This window comes from Bradyrhizobium sp. SZCCT0231 (genome assembly GCF_018130245.1).
GTDB lineage: Bacteria > Pseudomonadota > Alphaproteobacteria > Rhizobiales > Xanthobacteraceae > Bradyrhizobium > Bradyrhizobium japonicum_F.
In genome coordinates, this window is record NZ_JAFCKP010000015.1 from 137,602 (window position 1) to 161,854 (window position 24,253).

The following is a 24,253-nucleotide window of genomic DNA, read 5'->3' on the forward strand; positions in this document are numbered from 1 at the left end:
AGTCAGTGATGCGGCATTCACAGCACGATCTCCGTTCCATCCGCGGGTATCTGCCAGCCCGCCTGCTCCGCGGCCTTGCGCTCGGGCGAGCCGGGCAGCAGCGCCGGATTCGAGTTATTGATATGCAGAAACAGCTTCCTGTCGATATTGAGGTCGGCCAGCCGCGCGATGGCGCCGTCGTCGCCGGACATCGCGACATGTCCCATGCTCTTGCCGGTCTTGTGGCCGAGGCCGGCCCTGATCATTTCGTCGTCGCGCCAGACCGTGCCGTCGAAGAACACCAGCGCGGCGCCGTCGATCTCGGCCTTGAGCGCGTCGGTGACCTCGGCGCAGGCCGCGATGAAGTAGAAGAACTTGCCCGTGGCCTTGTCGGTGATCTTCAGGCCCAGCGTGTCGCCGTCGCCGCTCTCGCCGCCCGGATGCACCTTGCCTTCCAGATACCAGGCCGACTTGCCCGGCACCGGGAAGGGCAGCACCTCCAGGCCGGAGCGCGCACCATCCGGCAGCCGCGGCTCGAACGGCTCGCGGAGAGCGATCGGCTGGCGCCGCACGTTCTTCTCGTTCAGCACGTTGAAGATGCTGTTGGTGCTGAGGATCGCCAGCACCTTCTCATGCGCATACACCGTAAAGGGCGAGCCCTCGCGCATCGACAGCAGGCCCGCGACGGCATCGACTTCGCTGTTGGTCAAGATCACGCCCGCAATCGGCGTATGACGCAGCGCGCCCGCCTTGGGGTGCAGCTGTGGCGTGGCATTCAATTGCTGCCGCAGGTCGGGAGAGGCGTTGATCAGGAACCAGTGCTCGCCGTCGCCGCTGAAGGCGACCGAGGCTTGGGTCCTTTGAAGCTCGTGGCCGCCGCTGCGGGCCGCTCGGCAGCCCTCGCAGCCGCAATTCCATTGCGGTACTCCGCCGCCGGCCCCGGCGCCCAGGACGACGACGCGAAGCATGATCCGTCTCCTGGAGGCAAATTCGCGAGGTGGATCTCAGGCCGACACAAATCCCGTCTTCCGGAAATGCATCGTGACCGAAAGATCCACCTGCGCAGAACGCGTTCTCACCAGCCGCTTACTTGCGGGTGGCGCTCACATACATGTTGATTTCCATGCCGCAGGGCACTTCGACGATCTTAGGGGCTTTCCAGGCCATTTCGGCTCTCCATCTTGGGAATTCGGGACGTATCCGCCCGCCCGCTAAACTAATGCTGGCGGAAAACTTAGCCAGTGAAATTTTCCCGACCTAGGTAGTAGGCTGGGAGAATTGTTGCACTGCAAAGAGAGCGCATTGCGGCCGTAAAGATGAACGAAGCCATACGCAAAATTGCCGATAGGTCGTGATCCCTGTCAGGATAGACGAGTTGTGAGTATGGAACGGCTTCTCTTCGGCTCCAGGCGACCCCATTGGATCAGGCATGCCCAGATATTTCTTCAACACCCGTATCGGCGACGAATTGATCGTGGATCCTGACGGCGAGGACCTGCGCAACCCCGATCGCGCCTGGGAGGTCGCGCGCCAGATGATCCTTGAAGTCGTGAAGTCGGAAGGCACCCAACGGGCCCTGCTGGAGGCAGTCATCGAGGTGACCGACGTCGACGGTGAGATCGTGCTGGAGTTTCCCTTCACCGAGGCCCTGCTGGACCTGCCGGACCAGTCCGCGACGAAGCATTAGCCGCGCGCGAGTAAGGGGCGCGCCGCTCTCTCCACCGTCATTGCGAGGAGCCCCTTGCGACGAAGCAATCCAGACTGCTTCCTCGGAGGCAGTCTGGATTGCTTCGCTTCGCTCGCAATGACGGAGGCACCCCCGCGAAATCCGCATGGCTTTGCCGCGTTGCCGGCGTTAAAAGACGCCGGTCATACGGAGCAAGCCATGCAAGATCTCTGGCGCCTGTCGGCCGCCGACCTCGCCACCCTCGTCAAGTCCAAACAGGTATCCGCCAGGGAGGCCGCCAAGGCCGGTCTCGCGCGCCTGGATGCCGTCAACCCCCAACTGAACGCCGTGATCGACCACCGGCCGGAGGACGTGCTCAAGCAGGCCGATGCCGTCGATGCCGCAATTGCCAGGGGCGAGGACCCCGGCGTGCTCGCCGGCGTGCCCGTCACCATCAAGGCCAATGTCGACCAGGAGGGCTTTGCCACCACCAACGGCCTGAAACTCCAGCGCGATCTGATCGCGCGCGAGGACAATCCGGTGGTCGCCAATTTCCGCAAAGCCGGCGCCGTCATGCTCGGCCGCACCAATTGTCCGGCCTTCTCCTATCGCTGGTTCACCACCAATCTGGTCCATGGCGACACCAAGAACCCGCGCGACCCTTCGCTGACCCCGGGCGGCTCCTCCGGCGGCGCCGGCTCGGCGGTCGCGGCCGGCATCGGCCACATTGCTCACGGCACCGACATCGCCGGCTCGATCCGCTACCCCGCCTATGCCTGCGGCGTGCACGGCTTGCGCCCGACGCTCGGCCGCATCCCCGCCTTCAATCCGGCGCTGCCGGAGCGCCCGATCGGCCCGCAGATCATGGCGGTGTCAGGCCCCCTGGCGCGGACCGTCAACGACATCAGGATCTCGCTCGAAGCGATGTCGGCCCGCGACATCCGCGATCCCTGGTATGTGCCGGCGCCGCTGCAAGGCCCGGCACGGGAGAAGCGCGCCGCGCTCTGCCTCAACCCGGATGGCCTTGCCACCGCTCCGGAAGTGAAGGCCGCGGTGAGCGATGCCGGCAAGCGCCTGGAGCGCGCCGGCTGGACCGTCGATGTGATCGAGAACACCCCGCCGATGCGCGATGCCGTCGAGTGGCAGATCAAGCTCTGGCTCGGCGACGGCTATGAGGCGCAGCTGGAAATGGCCGAGCGCGAGGGCGATCCCGGCGCGCTGGCGTGCCTGCGCGGCAATCGCAGCAGGGTCACGCCGATGGACCAGGCGAATTACGCCAAGGCGTTGACCCGACGCGCCACGCTGACGCGCGAGTGGATGCTGTTCTTCGAAAAATATGCCGTGCTGCTGACGCCGGTCTCCGGCGAGCTGCCGTTCCCCGATCATCTCGACTGCAAGGACGACGAGTCCTTCAAGCGCGTCTGGGAAGCGCAGCTGCCGCAGATCGCGATTCCCTTCATGGGACTGCCCGGCCTCGTGGTCTCCACCGGCCTCGTCGGCAAGGCCCCGGTCGGCGTGCACATCGTCTCCGGCCGCTATCGCGAGGATCTGTGCCTGCTCGCGGGCGAAGCGATCGAGGCCGGCGGCGTGCCGCCGTCGCCGATCGATCCCGTGGGCTAGCGATGACCGTCATCTACGATTTCAAGGCCAACTCGCTCGCCGGCGAGGAGGTGCCGATGAGGCGTTTCGAGGGGCAGGTGCTGTTGATCGTCAACACCGCGAGCAAATGCGGCTTCACGCCGCAATATCGCGGCCTCGAGGATCTCTATCGCGACCTCTCCCCGCGCGGCTTCTCGGTGCTCGGCTTTCCCTGCAACCAGTTCGGCGCGCAGGAGCCGGGGCAGGCGAGCGAGATCCAGGAGTTCTGCTCGACCCATTACGACGTCACCTTTCCGCTGTTCGAGAAGATCGACGTCAACGGGCCGAACGCGCATCCTTTGTATGAGTACCTGAAACGCCGGCAATCCGGCCTGCTAGGGGCCTCCATCAAATGGAATTTCACCAAATTCCTGGTGGACCGTGCCGGCAAGGTGGTCGCGCGCTACGCGCCGACCGCCCGGCCCGAAGGATTGCGGCAGCAAATCGAAACACTGTTGTGAAGCGAGACAATCATGAGCGACGAATTTCCCGACCGCCTGTCGGTCGACCCGAACAGCCCGTACTACAACGCGGACATCCTGGCGCGCGACGTCGGCATCCGCTTCAAGGGCATCGAGAAGACCAATGTCGAGGAGTACTGCATCAGCGAAGGCTGGGTCCGCGTCACCGCCGGCAACGCCAAGGACCGCCACGGCAACCCGCTGACCATCAAGGTGCACGGTCCGGTCGAGCCGTATTTCAGGGATAGGAAATAGCTTGAGCTGAGCGCGCGCCGCTCTCTCCTCGTCATTGCGAGGAGCCCTTGCGACGAAGCAATCCAGAATCTTTCCGCAGTGACACTCTGGATTGCTTCGCTCCGCTCGCAATGACGAAAGTGAAAGGCCCCCCATGTCCGTCCGCATCGTCGACGTCCGCGAAATTACAAAACCGATCTCATCGCCGATCCGCAATGCCTATATCGACTTCACCAAGATGACGACGAGCCTCGTCGCCGTCGTCACCGACGTCGTCCGCGACGGCAAGCGTGTCGTCGGCTACGGCTTCAACTCCAACGGCCGCTACGGGCAGGGCGGCCTGATCCGCGAGCGCTTTGCCGCGCGCATCCTGGAGGCCGATCCAAAGTCGTTGCGCGATGAAGCCGGCGACAATCTCGACCCCGACAAGGTCTGGGCCGCGATGATGACCAACGAGAAGCCGGGCGGCCATGGCGAACGCTCGGTCGCGGTCGGCACCATCGACATGGCGGTGTGGGATGCGGTGGCGAAGATCGCCGGCAAGCCACTGTTCCGCCTGCTCGCCGAACGTCACGGCGTCACCGCCAATCCGCGCGTCTTCGTCTACGCCGCCGGCGGCTATTACTATCCCGGCAAGGGCCTGTCGATGCTGCGTGGCGAGATGCGCGGCTATCTCGACCGCGGCTACAACGTCGTGAAGATGAAGATCGGCGGCGCTGATATCGACGAGGACCGTAAGCGCATCGAGGCCGTGCTGGAAGAGATCGGCAACGACGCGCAGCTCGCCGTCGACGCCAATGGCCGCTTCAATCTCGAGACCGGCATCGCCTACGCCAAGATGCTGCGCGACTATCCCTTGTTCTGGTACGAGGAGGCCGGCGATCCCCTCGACTACGCGCTGCAGGCCGCGCTCGCCGAATTCTATCCGGGCCCGATGGCGACAGGCGAGAATCTCTTCAGCCACCAGGACGCCCGCAACCTGATCCGCTACGGCGGCATGCGCCCCGACCGCGACTGGCTGCAATTCGACTGCGCGCTGTCCTACGGCCTGTGCGAATACCAGCGCACGCTGGAGGTGCTGAAGACCCACGGCTGGTCGCCCAGTCGCTGCATCCCGCATGGCGGCCACCAGATGTCGCTGAACATCGCCGCCGGCTTGGGCTTAGGCGGCAACGAGAGCTATCCCGACCTGTTCCAGCCTTACGGCGGCTTCCCCGACGGCGTCCGCGTCGAGAACGGCCACATCACCATGCCCGAGCTTGCAGGCATCGGCTTCGAAGGCAAGTCCGATCTCTACAAGGAGATGAAGGCGCTGGCGGAGTAGGGGGCGGACGGCCGCGCCACACGCTCGCTGTCGTCCCGGACAAGCGCGCCCCAAGCGCGCGCCGATCCGGGACCCATACTCCCAGGTAGGAGTTTTCGCGCGAGCCGGCAACTCCGAATCTTCGCCAAACGCAACCCTGTGGTTTTGGGTCCCGGATCTGCGCTTCGCTTGTCCGGGACGACGACCGAGTATGTCGCTACGACAACCGCATGTCCAGCAGCCGCCGTCCTTCGCCCTTCAGCAGCTTCTTCACCGCGCTCGACGCCACCACCTCGCCGTCATTGGCGTAGGCCTCGTGGTTCTTCTCGATGTCGTCGAGGCGGTAGAGGTAGTTGACCATCACGCCGGCGGACTCCCGCATGCCCTTGGGCGAGAGGTCCCCTAACCAGTTGATGCGCTCGAGCCTGGCGCCGTTGCCGAGATGGAAGCGGGCGACGGAATCGATCAGCCGGCCCTTCGGCGTGCGCGCCCTCAGGAAATAGTACGCCGCGAGCGGCTCGATCACGCTGCGGAGCAGCGCCGCCGTCTCGGGGCTTTCGAACCATTTGGGATCGTCGAGCCGCTTCAGCATCTCGCGGTCCTCGTCCGACAGCGGCAGGTCCTTGTCCTGCTTCACCCAGGCCATGAAGCCCGGCACCGGCGACAGCGTCACGAAGCTGTCGAGCTTCGGCAGCTCGCGGCGCAGCTCTTCCACCACCTGCTTGATCAGGAAGCTGCCGAAGGAGATGCCGCCAAGGCCGCGCTGGGTGTTGGAGATCGAATAGAACACGGCGGTGCGCGCCTTCGCGATCGGAAGGTGCTGGCGGTCGACCGCGAGCAGCGGCGCGATCGCGCCGGGAATCGTCTCGGTCAGCGCCACCTCGACGAAGATCAGCGGCTCGTCCACCATCGCGGGATGGAAGAAGGCGTAGCAGCGGCGGTCGACGGGATCGATGCGGCGGCGCAGATCGTCCCAGTCGGAGATCTCGTGCACGGCTTCGTAACGGATGATCTTTTCGAGGATGTTGGCCGGGGTCGACCAGTCGATCCTGCGCAGCACGAGAAACCCCCTGTTGAACCACGAAGAGAGAAGATGCGAGACGTCGCGGTCGAGCGCGGCGAGATCGGCATGCCCGTTCATCATGCCGAGCAAATCGGCGCGCATGTTGACGAGATCGCCGGTACCGCCGGGCGCGCGGTTGAGGCGGCGGATCAGCTCCTGCCGCCGTGGCTCGGAGGCGAAGTGCAGGGCGCTGGCATCCTCGTCGCTCGGCTTGGCGCGCCATTGCTCGATGGCCTTGGACAATCGTTCCCGGTCGGGGCCGAAAAAGCGCACCAGTCCTTCGAAGAAGGCGCGGCGTCCCGCCGCATCCAGCTCGTGATAGAGATCGAGCACCTCGCGCGCCATGGCGGTGCCGGACGCTTCGCCCCGGCCGGACAGCAGCGCGCCGCAAAGCTCGAGCAGTCCGTCGGCATCCCGTCTGGTGTCCGAGGCGTCGCCGCGGCGAAGCAGCGTGCGGCCGCGCTCGGAGATGGTGGTGAGCAGGTCGGAGAAGAAGGCGTTGGCCATCTGGGCTTTCGTATCAGGTTTGTGCGACGCGGGAGCTTACACGGGATTTGGGTGGAAACCGATCACAATCAAGCAGGGGAGTTTTGTATCTTTAGTGGTGCCATGCACCCCACGGTACACTGTCATGCTCCGCGTAGGCGGGGCATCCAGTACGCCGCGGCTTCTCGGTTCTAGCCGCGCCGCCTCTGGAATACTGGATCGCCCGCCCCTGTGCGCAATTGCGCACTAGGCGGGCGATGACGCCGAGTGTGTGGCAAACTCCGTCGGCGTCCGCCCCGTCACCTGGCGGAACGCGGCCGAGAACGCCGGCACGCTGGCATAGCCGAGCTGGGTGGCGAGCTGCTTCACCGACACGTTGGCGTCCGTCGACAGGCGCTGGATCGCCGCCGCAATCCTCGCGCGCTGGCACCAGCTCTTGAAGCTCAGCTGCGTCTCGCTCGAGAACAGCCGCGACAGCGTGCGCGCCGAGGTTCCGACCTCGCGCGCCAGCGTGTCGATGTCGTGCAGGCCGGTGGGATCGTCGAGCACGATCATCGCGGCGCGGCGGCAGCGCGGCTCGCGCGGCAGCGGCACGAAGGTCGCGGAATCCTCGGCCTGATGCAATTCCAGCATCACCAGGCGCACCAGGAGCTCGGTGCGCTCCTCGGTGTTGCGCGCGTCGAACAGCGCCAGGATCGCCTGATTGAGCAGCGGCGACACCCGCACCACGAACTCCCTGGTCAGGCCGTCATGGCGCTGCTCGCGCTTCAGCCAGGCCAGGTCGAAATACAGCGTGCGCATCTCGATGTCGGCGAGCAGGTCGAGGGCGTGCTCCAGCCCGGCCGGCACCCAGACGGCCCGATCCGGCGGCACCAGCCAGCGTCCCCCGGGCGTCGTCACCTGCATCGTGCCCTTCGCGGCATAGATCAGCTGCGCCTCGCGGTGCAGGTGTGGCTCGATTCGCATCCCCTTGGGATAGTCGCGGGCGACCAGGTGCACGCCTGCGGGCGAGCGGTGGTTGCTCCGGACCTCCCGCAGGATTGGCGTTTCCAAGACAGTCATTGGCAGCATCCCGTCATGGGTCCGACATATAACTCATTTTCGGAGCAGGAGAAGATTCCGTATGAACAGCCCCAGCCGGGTCATCAGTTTCGTCAATGCAGGCCATTTCATCGACCATTATTCGATGCTGATCTTCGCCGCTGCGGTCATCATCATGGGCCCGGCGCTCGGCATGGCGTATTCGGAGCTCCTGCCTTACGCGACGCCGGGCTTCGTTGCCTTCGGCGCGGGCTCGCTGCTCACCGGCTGGCTCGGGGACCGCTGGAGCCGCCGCCACATGATGCTGATCTTCTTCGCCGGCATCGGCGCCTCCATGATCGCGGTCGGCTTCGTGCAGACCCCCGTGCAACTCGGCGCTGCGCTGCTCGCGATCGGCATCTTCGCCTCGATCTATCACCCCGTCGGCACCGCCATGATCGTGTCCTATGCCGACCGGCTCGGCCGCGAGATGGGCATCAACGGCGTCTGGGGCAATCTCGGCGTGGCGTCGTCGGCCTTGGTCACCGGCGTGATCGGCCAATATCTCGGCTGGCGCTTTGCGTTCATCGTTCCCGGCGCGGTCACGGTCCTGATCGGCATCGGCTTCGCGATGAGTGTCGTCCATGAGGATCGCAAGGGCTCGAAGCAGGCGGCGGCCCAGGCCCGGGTGGCCAAACAGGACATGTGGCGCGTGATCCTGTCGCTGCTGATCGTGGTGATCGCGATCTCCACGACGTTCAATGCCGTCACCGTGGCGCTGCCGAAGCTGTTCGCCGAGCGGCTCGCGGATCTCACCAGGAGCCCGGCGCTGCTCGGGGTCATCGCGGCCGGCGTCTACGTGTTCGGCGCGATGACGCAGTACACGATCGGCCGGCTGCTCGACCGCTATTCGCTGAAGACGGTGGCGCTGCCGCTGTCCTTCATGCTGGCGCCGTTCCTGTATCTCGCCGCAAGCCTGAACAACCTGCCGCTGATCCTGGTCTCGATCGGCATCGTCATGGGCGCGTTCGGGCAGGTCACGGTGAACGATGCCATGGTCGGCAAGTACACCACCGAGGAATGGCGCTCGCGCGCCTATGCCGTGCGCTATTTCGTCGGCTTCACCGCGGCCGGCGCGTCGGTCGGCCTGGTCGCCTGGCTCTACGAGCAGGGCGGCTTCGTCACCATGCTGCACGCCTTCGCCGCCCTCTGCCTGCTCGCGATCGCCGCCGCCCTGATCCTGCCGCGCGAGATCAGGACGCCGCAGACGGTGTGAGGGCTCCGTCATTCCGGGGCGTCGCGTAGCGACGAGCCCGGAATCCATTTGTCCGCAATCTCTGCTGCCCTATGGATTCCGGGCTCGCGCTTACGCGCGCCCCGGAATGACGAGAGGGGTGCGCTCGCAACGAGCGCGGCACCTCACCCATGCCGCCCATGATGCCATTATGCCCCTGTTTTGCCCGACGGAGCAAATCGCTTCGGCAAGACCGAAATTTTCCAAGCCTTTTCAACCCCATCCCTACTGTGCATGGGGTTGTTTTCGCACTTTTTGTTTTGAGCGGACGAAAGGAAGCTAAGTCTTCACCTCCACCGCCTTGACCTTCACCGCCTTCTTGCTCGCCCGCCAGTTCTCGAAGCGCTGCACCACCACGAAGAAGGCCGGCACGAACAGCACCGCAAGGCAGGTCGAGGCTAGCATGCCCGAGAACACGGTGATGCCGATCGACTTGCGGGCGCTGGCGCCGGCGCCGGTGGCGAGTACCAGGGGCACCACGCCGAGGATGAAGGCGAATGACGTCATCAGGATCGGGCGGAAGCGGGCGCGCGCGGCTTCGATCGCGGACTCCAGGATCGGCTTGCCGTCGCGGCCGTGCAGCTCGAGCCCGACCTCGACGATCAGGATGGCGTTCTTGGCCGAGAGCGCGATCAAGAGGATCAGGCCGATCTGGCAATAGAGGTTGTTGTCGATCTTAAGCGCGGAGAGGATCAGCATCGGCCCGAGCAGCGACAGCGGCACCGCGAGGATCACCGAGATCGGCGCGTACCAGCTCTCGTACTGGCCGGCGAGCACGAGATAGACCAGCAGCATGGCAAGGCCGAACACCCAGTAGATCTGGTTGGAGACGGCTTTCTCCTGATAGGACATCGCGGTCCATTCATAGCCGGTGCCCGGCGGCAGCGTCTTGTCCGCGATCTCCTCCATCAGCTTCAGCGATTGGCCGGAGGAGTAGCCCTGCGCCGGCAGGCCGATCACGGTCGAGGATGGATAGAGGTTGTAGAGGCTGATCAGCGACGGGCCGGTGGCCGGCGTGATCTTGGCGACGGTGCCGATCGGGATCATGTCGCCGTTCGAGTTGCGCACCTGCATGTTGGCGATGTCGCGCTCGGTGACGCGGAAGGCCGGATCGGCCTGGGTGTAGACCTGGAACACGCGGCCGAACTTGTTGAACTGGTTGACGTAGGACGAGCCGAGATAGGTCGACAGCGCCGAGAACACCTGGTCCGTCGTCACGTGCAGGGTCTGGGTCTTGATGCGGTCGATCTCGATGTTGAATTGCGGCACCGACGAGCGGAACGAGGACTGCACACGCTGCAGCGCGCTCTGGCTCTGAGCGTTGGAGACCATCGCAGCGGTGATGGCCTGCAGCTTGGCGAAATCGCTGTTGCCGTCGCGCAGCTCGACCTGCATCGAGAACCCGGCCGCATTCCCAATGCCCTGGATCGGCGGCGGCGGCAGCACGATGGTGCGCGCCTCCATGATGGTCGCGAGCTTGTCGTTGAGGCCAAAGACCAGCGAGCGCAGATCCTCGCCGGGCCCTTTGCGGGCCTCCCAATCCTTCAGGATGATGTAGGCGACGCCGGCATTGGCAAGGCTGGCGCTGTTGTCGAGCGCGGAGATGCCGGCGATGGTGATGACCTGCGCCACGCCCGGCGTCTCCTTGATCAGCTCGCTCGCTCTGTCGAGCACGGCTTGCGTCCGCTCCAGCGCGGCGCCGTCTGGCAGCTGCACGGCGGCGATCAGATAGCCCTGGTCCTCGATCGGCAGGAAGCCGGTCGGCACCCGCGACAGGCCGTAGCCGCTGGCTCCGATCACCAGCAGGGCGAATGCGACCGAGATGGTGGCGTGTTTCACGAGGAACGTGATCAGCCTCGTGTAGCCGCGCTCGACGCGGTCGTAGACCGCATTGAAGCCCCGATAGAAGAAATTGCGCTGCTCCGGCGGCACCGCCGGCCGCAGCCACAGCGCGCATTGCGTCGGCTTCAGCGTCGCTGCGTTGATGGCGGAGAGCAGCGCAGTCGCCGCGATCACCAGCGCGAATTGCGAATAGATCCGCCCGGTGAGCCCGGCGAGGAACGAGGCCGGCAAGAACACCGAGATCAGCACCAGGGTGATGCCGACGATCGGCGCGAACAGCTGGTCCATCGCCTTGATCGCGGCGTCGTGGCCGTTCATGCCCTGCTCGATGTTGTGGGCGGCGCCTTCGACCACGACGATGGCGTCGTCGACCACGATGCCGATCGCGAGCACGATCGCGAACAGCGTCGACATGTTGATGGTGAAGCCGAGCGCCGCCATCGCGGCGAAGGCGCCGATGATGGTGACAGGAACGGTCGTCGCCGGCACCAGCATCGCGCGCCAGTCCTGCAAGAAGACAAGGATCACCACCAGCACCAGCAGGCCGGCTTCGATCAAGGTCATGTAGACCTCGTGCACCGAGGCTTCCACGAACTTGGTGGTGTCGAACGGCGTGTCGTACTTGATGCCTTCGGGGAAGCGCCTGGCGAGCTCGGCCATCTTCTTCTCGACGGCCCGCTCGACCTGGAGCGCGTTGGCGCCGGGCGACTGGAACACGCCGATGCCGACCGCCGGCTGCTTGTTGAGCGAGAAGATCTGGCTGTAGGTCTGCGCGCCGAGCTCGACCCAGCCAACGTCGCGCACCCGCGTGACGTCGCCGTTGCTGCCTGACTTGACGATGATGTTCTCGAACTGGCTGGCGTCGTCGAGCCTTCCGTTGACGTTGAGCGTGTACTGGAACGCCTGTCCCGGCGGCGTCGGCGGCGCGCCGACCTGGCCGGCCGAGACCTGCTGGCTCTGCTGCTGGATCGCCTGGATGACGTCCTGCGGCACGAGGCCACGCACTTGCAGCTTGTTGGGATCGAGCCAGATCCGCATCGAGTATTGGCCGGCACCGAACACGGTGACGTTGCCGACGCCCGGCAGGCGGGAGAGCTCGTCGCGAATGTTGATGGTGGCGTAGTTGCTCAAGTAAAGGCTGTCGTACCTCGCATCCGGCGAGGTCAGCGTCACGAAGAGCAGGATCGAGGTCGACCGCTTCTGCACGGTGACGCCCTGGTTCTGCACAGCCTGGGGCAATTGCGACAATGCGCTGGAGACGCGGTTCTGCACCAGCACCTGCGCGAAGTTGAGGTCGGTGCCGATCTTGAAGGTCACGGTCAGCGTGTAGGTGCCGTCGGAGCCGCTGTAGGACTGCATGTACAGCATGTCCTCGACGCCGTTGACTTGCTGCTCGATCGGCAGCGCCACGGTGTCGATCACGGTCTTGGCGCTGGCGCCGGGATAACGCGTCGTGACCTGCACCGTCGGCGGCACCACGTCGGGATATTGCGCGATGGCAAGGTTGAACAGCGCAACGCCGCCGATCAGGATCATCAGGAGCGCGATGACGTTGGAGAGGACCGGCCGCTCGATGAAGAATTTTGAGATCATGGCTGGCGCCCCTTCACTTGGCGGATATCACTTGGCAGAGGCCTGCGGCTGCTCGATCTTCGTCACTTGCGGGTCGATCTTCTGGCCCGGGATGACGCGCAGCAGCCCTGCGATCACCACGCGGTCCTCTGGCTTCAGGCCGCTCTCGATCACGCGCAGGCCGTTGTCGACGGGGCCGATCTGCACCTTGCGCTGCTCGACGATGTTGTCGCCGTTGACCACGAGCAGATAGCGGCCGCCCTGGTCGCTGCCGAGCGCGGTGTCGGGAACGAGCAGGGCGCTCTTCTCCTGGTCGAAGGGCACGCGGACCCGGACGAAATAACCGGGCAGCAGCACCCGCTTGTCGTTGGGAACGAGGCCGCGCACCGCCAGCGTGCCCGTCGATTGATTGAGGGTCGGCGAGACGTAGTCGAGCTTGCCTTCGTGCGGATAGCCGGTCTCGGTCTGCAGTCCCACGTGAATCGGGAATTGCTTCATATCTGCGGGCGTCAGTCCGCGGCGGGCCGCCTCGGCGCGGATGCGCAGCACGTCCTGCTCGTTGACGGTGAAGTTCACATAGATCGGGTCCATCGCGACGATGGTGGCGAGCTGGGTCGGCGAGGAGACGCCGACGAGCTCGCCGATCGAGACCATATGTGCGCTGACGACGCCGTCGAACGGCGCGGTCACCCTGGTGTAGCCGTAATTGACTTCGGCAAGCTTGGTGTTGGCCTGGGCCTGCTGGAGATTGGCCTGGGCGTTGTCGCGGTTCGAGGTAGAGGTGTCGAGGGTGGATTGCGAGACCGCCTGGCGCTGCACGAGCTCGACCTGCCGCTTGTAATCGGCTTCGGCCTGCTTGACCGTGGCTTGCGCGCCGACCTCCGCGGCCTTCGCCTGCTCGACCTTGAGCTTGTAGGTCTCCGGCTCGATCGTGAACAGCTGGGTGCCCTGCTTGACGAAAGTACCGTCCTGATAGTCGATCGTTTGCAGGAAGCCCTGCACGCGCGCGACCAGATCGACGCTCTTGATCGGCGCGGTGTTGCCGGTGGCCTCGATATAGCGCGTCACGGAACGCTGCACCGGCGTCGCGACGTCCACCTTGGGCGGCGGTGGCGCCACGAACGTGTTCTTGTCCTCGCATCCCGCGAGCGCAACCAATGCCGCGGTTGCGGCGAGTGCCCGACCGATATGTTTCCTCGCTGCTCCATGGCGTCGTGCGGGAGATGCGGGATTGGCGCAGGTCATTCGGCGGCCTCGGGTTGCTGTCTGTCGGTGCGGCAGGCTAGCAACAAATGACTGGCCGTGAAACACCATAGCCATGGCAGTCAACGGCCTTGAACCGCAAGGAGAGGTGTGGCCTTTGACAGATTTGTCATGACAAGGCGCTTTTCACGGGGCGCACGATCGACGCGTCCGCACCCAGGGCTATCGCATTTGAGAGCTCTTCCCTGCGGCCATCCTTCGAGACGCCCGCTTGAGGCGGGCCCTCAGGATGAGGGCGGAGTGCGCGGTAGCAGTTTCAACGGGCACCGACGCCGATGAGCCTCATCCTGAGGAGGCGCGTCAGCGCCGTCTCGAAGGACGAGGCGTGCGCGCAGGCCGCCGCCACGAGTCATGTGCGATCGCCCTGCGTCCGCACCGGATAGTCGTCGGACTGCGTTGCGGACTACATTCCGGTTGCGACCGGCTGGTGCGCATGCCACGCCGCGAGCACATCCTTCTCTTCTTCGGCGGCCAGCCCGATGACCGGGCCCTTGCTGGCGTTGAGCCAATGAAGCGTATCGCGCGCGGTAACGCCGACGGGCCGCGCGTTCAGCCCAGCCGCGCGGGCCGGCGAGGTATCGCGCGTCAGGAAGCCGGCGTAGTCCGGCAATGGCAGCCACATCGGCAGTGACCGCGGACCTGCCCAGCGCCGCACGTCATGCGCTTCCAGAAAGGCGCGATCGACCCAGGTGAAGGTGCAGGATGCGTCCAGCGCGGATGCGCACTCGGCCAGGAATTCGCCGCGCGTGCGAATTGGCCCAATCCCGTCATAGATGCCGGTGAGACGGGTCTCTGCCGCATGCACGATCCACTGCGCGAGATCACGCACGTCGATGAATTGGACGGCATCCTCCGGCGATCCCGGCGCCAGCACCTCGCCGCCGCGCGCAAGCCGCGCCGGCCAGTAGGCGAACCGTCCGGTCGGGTCCTCCGGCCCGGCGATCAGGCCCGCCCGGCAGATGAAGGCGTCGGTGCCGACTGTCTGTTCGCAGGCGACCTTGGCGGCGCCATAGATGGCGTCGGTGCTGTGCTCCACGTCCTCGGCGGCAGGCTCGCGCAGCGGCGCCGTGTCGGCGCGTTGCCCCGGGACGCGGTTGTCCGCATACACGCTGATTGTCGACACGAAGGTCCAATGCACGCCCGGTCGCTTCAGCGCGGCGACCGCGCGCCGGACCTGGGCGGGATGACGCGAGACATCGACGACGGTATCGAACGTCTCGCCCGCAAGCGGCGCGAGGCCGTCCGCGACGTCGCGATCGATCCGGACGAAGCGGGCGCCTTGCGCGATCGGCCCGGCGAGGCCGCGGGCCGCGCAGGTCACGTCGTGGCCGGCGGCACAGGCACGAGCGGCGATCGCCCGGCCGAGAAACTGGCTGCCGCCGAGAATGAGCATGCGCATGAAACGGACCGTGTCGCCGATGAGATCGACAGACTACAACGTGCGGTAGCGGTTGCAATCATTCTCTCAGCGCCCCTTGATCTCCTCGTACTTCGCCATCGCACGCTCGAACTTCCGGTTGAACAGCCACATCGCAGCGAAAATCTCGCGGTAGCTTGCCGAGGTCTTCGCCCGGTCGGCCTGTCCGAAGGCAAAAATGCTGTTGTTGCGCAAATGCTTCATGATCGTGGGGCTGGAGACCCCATAGTTCAGGAGATCGCCCGATTTGAGTGCGGACCGGGTCGGGGTGGGAACGATCTGGATCAGTTCGAACAGCTTCATCTGGTCGATCGGGTCGGGCAGCGTCTTTACGATTCCGGGTATCTCACGGAACAGGTCGGCATGCGCGTTCATCAGCCCGTCGCGCACGTTGGTCCAATGGTTGAAGCGGTGATCGGTGCCGCGGGCCCGCGCCTCTTCCTTGTCGTCGCGCGCGCTCAAGCCCGGATCAATCGCCGCGATGTCGCCCTTGATGGCCTCCCATTTCCTGCGGCCGTTGCGGTCCTCGGAGGGGCCGGTCTGGAAGCTGCCCATATAGGTGTTCGAACGCGCATTGCGGACATTCTGCTTGCCGTTGGTCTCCGCAAAGAACAGCCCGAGGCTGATGCGGCCCGCAGCCGCGGCATGTTCAGGCGCAAGTCCCTTGGCGCGCGCAATCGCGACCGCAAGATCGACGACGTCCTTGAACGGCGTTGGCGAGTTCTGCGCGCTGGCAGGCGGTGCCTCCATGATGTCGAACAGCCTTCCGTATTCGTCGACCAGCGGCTCGATCTCGGCATCGAAATAGGCCGGAGGAATCTCGAACTTGTTCGGCCGGCCGATCCGCGACGGCATGGCGTCGGTGAGGTCCTTGTAGCTGCTGATCACAGCGACGCGCGCGAGATAGAGCGCCTGTCCCGGCAGGTTCGGCAGCGGCTCCTTCGCCTCGATCTGGCGCCGCCGCTCGGCGAGGATAGATTTGAAGTCGCCGAGCGCGCGCTCGTAAGCTGCGAGCGCCTCGGATTGCTTTGGCGTCGGCGCGGCCTTCTGCGCAACGGCGGGCGCCGCGACGAAGAAGGCAACAGTCGCAAATGCCACGGCGGCAAGTCGTCTCGATCCCATGGCTGGTTCCCGTCGATTCGATGGCCAGCGAGATCGTAACCATCAGACGCGAGCAGCCGCAATTCTCCTCTCATGCCGTGGCCCGGTAGTCTGGCGCCGTCGCCAGGAATTTTGCATAGGCGTCCGCATCCGGCGGCTGGAAGCGCCCCGCGAGTCCGCCGCGCTTCTGCTGCTTCGCGCCGATGTCGGCCATCAGCTCGTCGAAATGGCGGTAGTGATAGGGCGCAACGCAGAGGCCGCCATAGACGCCCGCGGCCGGCCGCTCGACGCGCTTAAAGTGCAGCATCATCTCGATGTTGTCGCGCATCGCCTGCGCCGTCGGCTGGTTCGCGAGCTGGCCGTCGGCATAGCGCACCAGCCAGTTGGCGGCGAGGTCGGCGCAGAGCACGGTGCAGAACGACGAGTTGAAGCCGACGAAGCCGAGCTCCGGCAGATCAGGGTTGGCGATCAGGCGATAGAGCCGGTATTGCCCGTCCTCGTCGACCAGCTTCTGCGTGTAGGCCTCGGGCAGGAACGGCACGCCGAGCTTGTAGCCGATCGCGAGCACGGCGACATCGGCCTTGATGCGCTCGCCGCCGCTCATCACGATGCTGTCGCCCTCGTAGTGATCGAACGTGCCGAACACCGCCTTGATGCGGCCGTCGGCGACCATCGGATAGAAGCCCGGCGTTGCGATCGGCACCGAGCAGTTGACGCCGTCCTCGATCCGCTCCTTCGGCACCATGTTGCAGCGGCCGAGCTTGAGCTGCGCCTTCAGCAGGCTTTCCAGCCCGCGCCAGTTCGCCCAGACCAGCGGCGCGGCGATGCGGTGGGCGAGCCGCGCCATTGTGCTGATGCCCCATCCCGGAAACATCTCCTCCTGCGCGCGGATGTAGAGGATGCGCTTGAAGTTCACGAGGCCGCCGATGAAATAGGGGATGCGCCAGACCGGCTCGCGCATCACGATCGTCACCTCGCGCGCGCCCGACTTCACCGCGTTCACGGCGATGTCGGTCGCCGATTTCGAGCCGCCGAGCACGACGACGCGGCGTCCCTTCGCCAGGGCGGGATCGCCGTATTTCGACGAGTGCAGGATCTGGCCGCCCTGCGCCAGAAAGCCGTCCTCGCCCGGACAATGCAGCTCGCGCGGCTCGTTGAACTGCCCGGTGCAGATCGCGGCGAAATCGAAATCCTCGTTCGTCGTGCCGTCCTTACTCGTCAGGGCGAGGGTCCAGCCCGGTCTGCCGTCGGCGCGGCGCGCCATGCCGGCGACCTCCGTGTTGAGGCGCAGCATGCCGTTGAGGCCAAAGCTCTTGGCATAGTCGGCGAGGTAGGCGTGGACCTGCGGCCCGGTCGGCCATTCCGGATAGGCGTCCGGCATGGCGCGGTCGGTGTAGCGGTAGAGCTCCTTCGGGCTCTGCGTCTGCACCTCAGGATAGGAGCGCGCCGGCTCCCAGACGCCGCCGAGATCGCCGCTGCGCTCGACGATGGTGACGCGGTGGCCGCGGGTGGCGAAAGCTTTTGCGGCGGCAAGGCCGGAGACGCCGGAGCCGATCACGCAGACATGTTTTGGGCTGACCATGGGATTGCTCGCAATCGATGTGTTTCGCGCGCATGCGGCCAGGTTCGGCCGCAAGGTGTGGCCGGCCGAGCTGCAGGCAGATGAAAGTGGGCGAGGAGGCGGGTCGCCTAGTCGTTGGCCTCGGGCGGCAGGAAGTCGACCTCATGCAGCGCCGAGATGCGCACGACCTCTGCGGGGTCGGTCAGGTTGTGGAGCTGGTTGAACAGCGCCTCCAGCTTCTGCATCGGCGAAACCCAGAACAGCGCGCGGCACGGCTTGTCGGACTTGTTGAAATAGCCGTGCGGAATGCCGCGCGGCATGCGCACGAGGTCGCCGGCATGAGCCTTGACCCATTGGCCGTCGAGCTTGAGATCGAGCGTGCCTTCCTGCACCAGGATGAACTCGTCCTGGGTCGGGTGGATGTGCACCGGCACGAACTGCCCGGGATCGCTGTTGGTTTCGAACGCGAAGGTGGAATCAGTGACGGCCTTGGGGAAATAGACCTGGCCAAGGATGTTCCAGCTCTTGCCGCCATAGCCCGTGCCGTTTGCAGTAATGCCCTTTTCGAGTGCAGTCATGGCTTGCTCCTCATGGATTCCGGCGGGGACGGAGCTTCCGCCAGCTGGTGGCCGGCTGTCTATCCGCTAAACGAATCCGGATGCGCCTATTGCCATGCAGCACGACGATTTCTAGGGCGCGGCCCTTTTCGCATCTGGGGAACTATTATAGGCTTAAAGCAATTCCGCGACGCGAAGCGTGGTCGATGATGTCCGCAGCCGTGCTGGAAATGAGCGCAAGGGCGCCCGCAGCCGAGCGGCTTGCGGCCTTCGCCCGCGTCACCACTGACGATGTCGACGAAGCCGCCGAGCAGATCGGCCGCATCTTCTGCCCGCACGACCTCAAGCCGGGAGAGGCGCGGGCGGCCGGCTTCTCCGCCCGGCACAATTGCGCGGCGTTCGACGGCTTCTCCATCAACTACGTGGCCTATGGCGGATCGGTCAGCATCGATCCCGGCTGCCTCGAGCGCTTCTTCCTGGTGCAAGTCCCGCTCGCGGGCAGCGCCCGCATTCGCGCCGGTGTCACCGAGCTCGATGCCGCGCCGGACCGGACGGCGTCACTGCTGTCGCCGACGATCCCGACCCGGATGATGTGGAGCGACTGCGCGCAGGCGATTTTGCTGCTCGACCGCCGCATGGTCGAGCAGCGCGCCGCGGCGCTGTCGGGCAGGGCGGCCGGGGTGGTCGAGTTCGATCCCGCGATCGAGCTGGACGCGCCGTCCGGGCGGGCCTTGCAGACCAGCCTTGCCGGGCTGATGACGCTCGCCGAGCGTCTCGGTCCGTCCGGCAGGCTGTCGCCGGTCGCGATGGCCGATTGGCGCGAAGCGCTGCTCGATCATCTCCTCAACCGGCAGCGGCACGGCCTGTCGGATGCGATCCGGACGTTCTCGGGGCAAGCCGAGCGTCTGCCGCGCGCACTCCGCGCCGCGCGCGACCATCTGGCCGACAAGGCCGGCGAGCCGCTCGATCTCGCGCAGCTCGCCTGCGCTTCCGGCATCGGCATCCGCGCGCTCCAGCTCGGCTTCCGCCGTCACTTCGGCGTGTCGATCTCGCAGATGCTGCTCGACATGCGCCTTGCTGGCCTGAACACGCGCCTCGCGCACGCCGCCCCCGATGCCTCCATCACCGAGATCGCCTTCGATCTCGGCTTCACCCATCTCGGCCGCATGGCCGGCGCCTACCGCGAGAAATTCGGCGAGACACCATCGGCCACGCTGCGGCGACGGATGAGCTAGGGCGGCCGCCTACTTCCGCGACCGCGTCGTATTGTCTTCCGCCGCCTGCCTGCGCAGAAAAGCTTCGACATCGGCCTGCACCGAGTAGGGCGTCGGGATGGCGTCGCCGGCGGAATCGACGGCGGTGTCGAGGCAGCGGCGCAGCAGGCGTGCCAGCTCGGCCTTGCGGTACGGCTTTCGCAGCAGCGGTGCGCCCATCGTGGCGCGTCCCTGGGTATGCAGCGAGTCGTAGGCGTAACCGGAGGTGAACAGGACCCTTAAGGACGGCCGCGCGGCCACCATCTGCTCGGCGAGCTCGCGTCCGTTCATGCTGCCGGCCATCACGATGTCGGTGAAGAGCAGATCGAACGGCGTGCCTTCGGCTGCGATGGCGAGGGCTTCGGTCGCATCGGCGGCGGGGATGACCTTATAGCCGAGGCCTTCGAGCTGGACCGTGACGTAGTGGCGGACCTCGCGGTCGTCCTCGACGCAGAGGATGGTTTCGTTCCCGCCGACGATCTTGCGATCGTCGTAGCCGGTCGGGCGAAGCGTGCTCGCCTCCGCCTTCGGCAGGTAGATCGTGAAGATCGTGCCGCGTCCTTCCTCGGACGCGACCTTGATGCCGCCGCCGGACTGCTTGACGAAACCGAACACCATGCTGAGCCCGAGCCCCGTGCCCTTGCCGACCTCCTTGGTCGAGAAGAACGGGTCGAAGATGCGTTCGAGAATGGCCTGCGGAATGCCCGTGCCGGTGTCGGCGATCTCGATCCCGACATAGTCGCCGGCATAGCCGGCACCGACCGCCAGCGCCTCGCGCACGCCGAACACGACGTTGCACGTCGTCAGCGTCAGCCTGCCGCCGTCCAGCATGGCATCGCGGGCGTTGATCGCGAGATTGAGCAGCGCCGAGCTCAGCTGGCCGCGGTCGGCGTAGGCGAGCCAGACGGCGCGATCGAGCTTCGTCGCGATCTCGATCTTCTTGTCGAAGGTCGCCAGCAGCAGCCTGGCGAGCTCCTCGATCAGCTCGTTGACGTCGATCTCGGCCGGCTGGAGCGCCTGCTTGCGGGCAAAGGAGAGCAAGCTCGATGTCAGTGCAGCGCCGCGGTCGGCGGCCTCGCTGATCAGCTTGGTGATGGTCGCGAGCGGCGGGTTGTCCTTGACGGCGTCGGCGAGGATCTCGATCGTGCCTGTTATCACCGTGAGCATGTTGTTGAATTCATGCGCGATGCCGCCGGTGAGTTGCCCGACCGCCTCCATCTTCTGGGACTGGATCAGCTGCTCCTCGGCGGCGCGCTTCTGGGTGATGTCCCTGACGAAGGTGTTGATGATGGAGCGCTCTCCGATCCGCGTCACCGTGCCGGCCGCCTCGGCCAGAATGGGCTCGCCGTTCCTGTGGACCAGGGTGACTTCGAAGCGCATGCCGGCCGGCGCAGCGGACAATTCCGGAACGAGGCGCGCCATGCGTTGCCTGAACGCGGCGCGCAGCGGCTCGGCGACGACGAGATCGACAACGTCGGCGCCGAGCGCCTCCTGCCGCGTCCATCCGGTCAGCGCCTCCGCCTGAAAGCTCCACTCCAGCACGGCGCCGCTCTCGTCGATCTGAACGAAGGCATCGAGCGCGGTTCTGATGACCGCTTGCATCATCTGTGCGCCGGCCTGCGCCCGCTCGGCCAGCTGCCCAGCGGTGCGTTTTTGCTGCGATGTCTCGATCGTGCGGGTGCAGAGATGGGCAAGCAACACCGCAACAGCGGCGCTCGCGAGCAGCGCGATGAGCTGGGCCGTGCCGAATTCCGCAACGCCGGTCGCCAGATCGGAGGTCAGGAAGACTGCAGCAGTCACGACGAGCTGTGCGGCCAACGCGAGTGTCAGAAGCCCCCTGAGTTTCATGGTCTCACACCAAAGACGCCTGCCGCGGACCGCCCGGCCGCCTTGTCGAGCGGCGGGCATCACGTGAGCTACAGACTCGGCGCGGCGGCGTCGAGGGGCATTTCCGGTGGTGCAGAACGGGGCCGCCTTAACCGGCCGGCGAATCGGTCTGGAGCAGCGTCGTCACCCAGATCGCGCGCGCCACCTGCTGGGTCGGGTTGTCGAACATGTGCGGCACGATGCTCGGGAAACGAAAGCTGTCGCCGGCTTCCAGCAGGTGGGCCTGGTTGTCGAGCCACAGCCGCAGGCTGCCCGACAGGATGTAACCCGCCTTCTCGCCGGTGTGCTGCAGGAAGTCGGTGCCGGAGGAGGCGCCGGGGTTGAGCGTGAGCTCGTAGAGCTCGAGCTGGCCTTTGCCTTCCGGGGTCAGCGCTTCCTTGACGACGCCGCTGGCGGTGAGCCGCAGCAGCCGCCGGTTGTTCTTGCGCACGATGTAGCGTTGCCCGTCGGCGGGATCGCTGCTTTCGAAGAAGTAGGAGATGGGAACGTCGAGCGCGATGCTGAGCAGGCGCAGCGTGCGGATCGACGGCATGGCGCGCGCGCGTTCGAGCTGGCTGATCATGCCGGTGGACAGGCCGGTCTTGTTGGCGACGTCCTGGATCGAGAGGCCGGCGCGCTGCCGCAGCAGCCGCACGGTTTCACCCAGGCGCTGGTCGACGGCGTCGTCGGCCTCGACCGTCGCAACATCCTTGGGGCCATCCTTGGGGCCGTTCGTGTCGCCGCGACCATTCATGTCGCTCTCCCATGCATCATCTCAGCCTCGGACCGGTCCCGTGGCTTTTAGTCAGAGTGAAAAAGATTGCGCATACTAGCAATGCGATTGACAGCTGTATTTAGTCATGATGAAATTTTGGCTGAAAAATTTAGAAGCACTAAAGCCCACTCCTGTCCCTCTGCCGGGGTCTCGGGGGCGCGGGAGAAGGTGCCGCGTGCGGAAACGGAGAGTGGGTCATGGCAGACGACACCGGCAAGCTCGGCGTTGGGACACTGCATCTCGGCATTCCGAATCGCCGTCAATTCTTCCAGCTCGGCGCGGGCGCAGCAGCGGGGTGGACGCTTTCGAGCAACGCCTTCGCCCAGACCGAACGCCCGACCAATCCGCCGGACAAGCCGCGCGGACAGGTGATCGCGGCGCTGTCGCAGGAGCCGACCGTCTTTCACCCCTTGATGCCAGGTATCGAGGTCGATCAGGGCATCTGGTGGCAGGTGTTCTCGCCGCTCTGGTTCATCGAGCCCGACGGCAAGTTCGTCCCCGACCTCGCCCGCGAAGTCCCGACCATCGAGAATGGCGGCCTGTCCGCGGACGGCCTGACCTGGAAGATCAAGCTGCGCAATGATGTGAAGTGGCACGACGGCACGGCCTTCACGGCCGAGGACGTCAAGTTCTCGCTCGAGCTGATCAACAATCCCGATTTCCGCGTCCGCAACCGCGTCGGCCACAGCCTCGTCAAGGACATCAAGGTCGTCGCGCCCGACGAGATCCACTGGCGAATGGAGGCTCCCTATTCGCCCTACATGTCGATCCTCTCGCTCACCTTCATCGTGCCCAAACACATCCTGGCGAAGGTGTCCGATCCGAATTCCTCGCCGTTCCACAACGCGCCCGTCGGTACCGGGCCGTTCCGCTGGGCCGAGCGCGTGCCGGGCGACCACATCCAGCTGAATGCCCATGCCGGCTATCACGGCAAAGGACCTTACGTCGAACGCGTCGTCTTCAAGTACATTCCGGACCTCACCGTTCTCTACACCCAGTTCCGCACCGGCCAGGTCGACTACACCGGCCTGCAGGGCATCCTGCCGAACTTCGTGCAGGAGGCGAAGACGCTGAAGGGCCGCAAGATCTTCGTGTCCTCGACGTCCTCGGTGGAGCACATTGCGCCCAATCTGGAATTCGGTCCCTTTGCCGATCGCACCGTGCGCGAGGCGCTGTATCTCGCTATCAACAAGCAGGCGATCATCGACGCGCTGAACTACGGCCTGCCGACGCCGACCGAGAGCTTCGTGCCGCAGCAGGCCTGGTCGTTCCAGCAGGGTCTGCCGCAGCACAAATACGATCCCGCCAAGGCCAACGCGCTGCTCGATGCCGCAGGATGGGTGCGCGGCTCCGGCGGCGTGCGCGAGAAGGGCGGCGTCAAGCTCGAATTCACCAATTCGACGACGTCGGGCAATGCAGTCCGCGAGCAGACCCAGCAGCTCCTGATCCAGGATTGGCGCGCGATCGGCGCTGCGATGCGCGTCAACAACATGCCGGCGGCGGTGATCTGGGGCGAGTTCTGGCAGCAGTCGAAGTTCAATTCAGTGCTGGTCTCTGTCAACTTCATGCTCGGCAGCGACCCCGACGTGACGCCGCGCTTCGGCTCCGGCGCCATTCCCGCCAAGGGCGGCCGCGGCTTCAACACCTATCAGTACAGAAGCCCGGAAGCGGATCGTCTGCTCGCCGAAGGCGCCAAGCAGTTCGAGCTCACCCAGCGCAAGACCACTTATGGTGACCTGCAGAAGCTGATCCGCAACGACCTTGCGATCCTGCCGCTGTTCCAGGGCTTCATCGCCGAGGGCGTGAAGGAGGGGCTGCAAGGCTTCCGTCCCAACATCAACACCTCCATCAATTGCTGGAATATCCGCGAATGGTATTGGGCCTGATGTCCCGGGCACGCTG

20 protein-coding genes are annotated in these 24,253 nt (G+C 65.5%); 8 read left to right on the top strand and 12 right to left on the bottom strand.

Going from position 1 to position 24,253, the window contains the following annotated elements:
- Window positions 1-17: 17 nt before the first annotated feature.
- A complete protein-coding gene (pqqB, locus tag JQ566_RS27325) occupies window positions 18-947 on the bottom strand; it encodes a pyrroloquinoline quinone biosynthesis protein PqqB (protein WP_212378159.1) in 930 nt (309 codons plus the stop codon).
- A gap of 118 nt (window positions 948-1,065) precedes the next feature.
- Window positions 1,066-1,146 carry a pyrroloquinoline quinone precursor peptide PqqA gene (gene pqqA / locus JQ566_RS27330; RefSeq protein WP_007595659.1) on the bottom strand — a complete coding sequence of 27 codons (81 nt, stop codon included), beginning with the start codon at window positions 1,144-1,146 and terminating at the stop codon, window positions 1,066-1,068.
- A 262-nt stretch (window positions 1,147-1,408) separates the two neighbouring features.
- Between pqqA and JQ566_RS27335 the strand changes: the two genes are divergently transcribed.
- The 5 genes from JQ566_RS27335 to tarD all read left to right on the top strand — a co-directional run bounded on the left by JQ566_RS27335 (window position 1,409) and on the right by tarD (window position 5,302).
- Window positions 1,409-1,666 carry a DUF6894 family protein gene (locus tag JQ566_RS27335; RefSeq protein ID WP_212378161.1) on the top strand — a complete coding sequence of 86 codons (258 nt, stop codon included), beginning with the start codon at window positions 1,409-1,411 and terminating at the stop codon, window positions 1,664-1,666.
- A gap of 198 nt (window positions 1,667-1,864) precedes the next feature.
- Entirely contained in the window at window positions 1,865-3,265 is a 1,401-nt protein-coding gene (locus tag JQ566_RS27340) for an amidase family protein (RefSeq protein WP_212378163.1), read from the top strand.
- A 2-nt stretch (window positions 3,266-3,267) separates the two neighbouring features.
- A complete protein-coding gene (locus tag JQ566_RS27345) occupies window positions 3,268-3,744 on the top strand; it encodes a glutathione peroxidase (RefSeq protein WP_212378165.1) in 477 nt (158 codons plus the stop codon).
- A 12-nt stretch (window positions 3,745-3,756) separates the two neighbouring features.
- The gene (locus JQ566_RS27350) at window positions 3,757-3,999 is read left to right on the top strand and encodes a DUF3297 family protein (RefSeq protein WP_212378167.1); all 243 of its coding nucleotides are present in this window, start codon (window positions 3,757-3,759) and stop codon (window positions 3,997-3,999) included.
- 133 nt (window positions 4,000-4,132) lie between these two features.
- Window positions 4,133-5,302 carry a D(-)-tartrate dehydratase gene (gene tarD, locus JQ566_RS27355; protein ID WP_212378169.1) on the top strand — a complete coding sequence of 390 codons (1,170 nt, stop codon included), beginning with the start codon at window positions 4,133-4,135 and terminating at the stop codon, window positions 5,300-5,302.
- 196 nt (window positions 5,303-5,498) lie between these two features.
- On the opposite strand, the gene JQ566_RS27360 is transcribed toward tarD, so the two are convergent.
- Both JQ566_RS27360 and JQ566_RS27365 read right to left on the bottom strand, forming a co-directional pair.
- Window positions 5,499-6,851: a malonyl-CoA decarboxylase gene (locus tag JQ566_RS27360; protein ID WP_212378171.1), complete on the bottom strand. Its 1,353-nt coding sequence runs from the start codon at window positions 6,849-6,851 to the stop codon at window positions 5,499-5,501.
- A gap of 225 nt (window positions 6,852-7,076) precedes the next feature.
- Window positions 7,077-7,892, bottom strand: a complete 816-nt coding sequence (locus tag JQ566_RS27365; protein WP_212378173.1) for an AraC family transcriptional regulator — start codon at window positions 7,890-7,892, stop codon at window positions 7,077-7,079.
- A gap of 61 nt (window positions 7,893-7,953) precedes the next feature.
- On the opposite strand from JQ566_RS27365, the gene JQ566_RS27370 reads away from it, so the two are divergent.
- Complete coding sequence (locus JQ566_RS27370; RefSeq protein ID WP_212378175.1) at window positions 7,954-9,126, top strand: MFS transporter; 1,173 nt, start codon at window positions 7,954-7,956, stop codon at window positions 9,124-9,126.
- A 297-nt stretch (window positions 9,127-9,423) separates the two neighbouring features.
- Here the strand turns inward: JQ566_RS27370 and JQ566_RS27375 are convergent, their stop codons facing one another.
- The 6 genes from JQ566_RS27375 to JQ566_RS27400 all read right to left on the bottom strand — a co-directional run bounded on the left by JQ566_RS27375 (window position 9,424) and on the right by JQ566_RS27400 (window position 18,478).
- Window positions 9,424-12,579 carry an efflux RND transporter permease subunit gene (locus tag JQ566_RS27375; RefSeq protein WP_212378177.1) on the bottom strand — a complete coding sequence of 1,052 codons (3,156 nt, stop codon included), beginning with the start codon at window positions 12,577-12,579 and terminating at the stop codon, window positions 9,424-9,426.
- A gap of 27 nt (window positions 12,580-12,606) precedes the next feature.
- Window positions 12,607-13,803, bottom strand: a complete 1,197-nt coding sequence (locus tag JQ566_RS27380; RefSeq protein WP_212378179.1) for an efflux RND transporter periplasmic adaptor subunit — start codon at window positions 13,801-13,803, stop codon at window positions 12,607-12,609.
- A 421-nt stretch (window positions 13,804-14,224) separates the two neighbouring features.
- Window positions 14,225-15,214, bottom strand: a complete 990-nt coding sequence (locus tag JQ566_RS27385; protein ID WP_249139839.1) for an NAD-dependent epimerase/dehydratase family protein — start codon at window positions 15,212-15,214, stop codon at window positions 14,225-14,227.
- Between the two features lie 72 nt (window positions 15,215-15,286).
- Entirely contained in the window at window positions 15,287-16,360 is a 1,074-nt protein-coding gene (locus JQ566_RS27390; RefSeq protein ID WP_212378183.1) for a hypothetical protein, read from the bottom strand.
- A gap of 70 nt (window positions 16,361-16,430) precedes the next feature.
- On the bottom strand, window positions 16,431-17,921 hold the full coding sequence (locus tag JQ566_RS27395) for a flavin-containing monooxygenase (RefSeq protein WP_212378185.1): 1,491 nt from the start codon (window positions 17,919-17,921) through the stop codon (window positions 16,431-16,433).
- Window positions 17,922-18,028: 107 nt separating this feature from the next.
- On the bottom strand, window positions 18,029-18,478 hold the full coding sequence (locus JQ566_RS27400; RefSeq protein WP_024339447.1) for a cupin domain-containing protein: 450 nt from the start codon (window positions 18,476-18,478) through the stop codon (window positions 18,029-18,031).
- 188 nt (window positions 18,479-18,666) lie between these two features.
- Between JQ566_RS27400 and JQ566_RS27405 the strand changes: the two genes are divergently transcribed.
- Window positions 18,667-19,692, top strand: a complete 1,026-nt coding sequence (locus tag JQ566_RS27405) for an AraC family transcriptional regulator (RefSeq protein ID WP_212378241.1) — start codon at window positions 18,667-18,669, stop codon at window positions 19,690-19,692.
- Between the two features lie 9 nt (window positions 19,693-19,701).
- On the opposite strand, the gene JQ566_RS27410 is transcribed toward JQ566_RS27405, so the two are convergent.
- Both JQ566_RS27410 and JQ566_RS27415 read right to left on the bottom strand, forming a co-directional pair.
- A complete protein-coding gene (locus JQ566_RS27410; protein ID WP_212378187.1) occupies window positions 19,702-21,558 on the bottom strand; it encodes an ATP-binding protein in 1,857 nt (618 codons plus the stop codon).
- 127 nt (window positions 21,559-21,685) lie between these two features.
- A complete protein-coding gene (locus JQ566_RS27415; RefSeq protein WP_212378189.1) occupies window positions 21,686-22,330 on the bottom strand; it encodes a cupin domain-containing protein in 645 nt (214 codons plus the stop codon).
- A 218-nt stretch (window positions 22,331-22,548) separates the two neighbouring features.
- On the opposite strand from JQ566_RS27415, the gene JQ566_RS27420 reads away from it, so the two are divergent.
- Window positions 22,549-24,237 carry a peptide ABC transporter substrate-binding protein gene (locus tag JQ566_RS27420; RefSeq protein ID WP_212378191.1) on the top strand — a complete coding sequence of 563 codons (1,689 nt, stop codon included), beginning with the start codon at window positions 22,549-22,551 and terminating at the stop codon, window positions 24,235-24,237.
- Window positions 24,238-24,253: the final 16 nt, after the last annotated feature.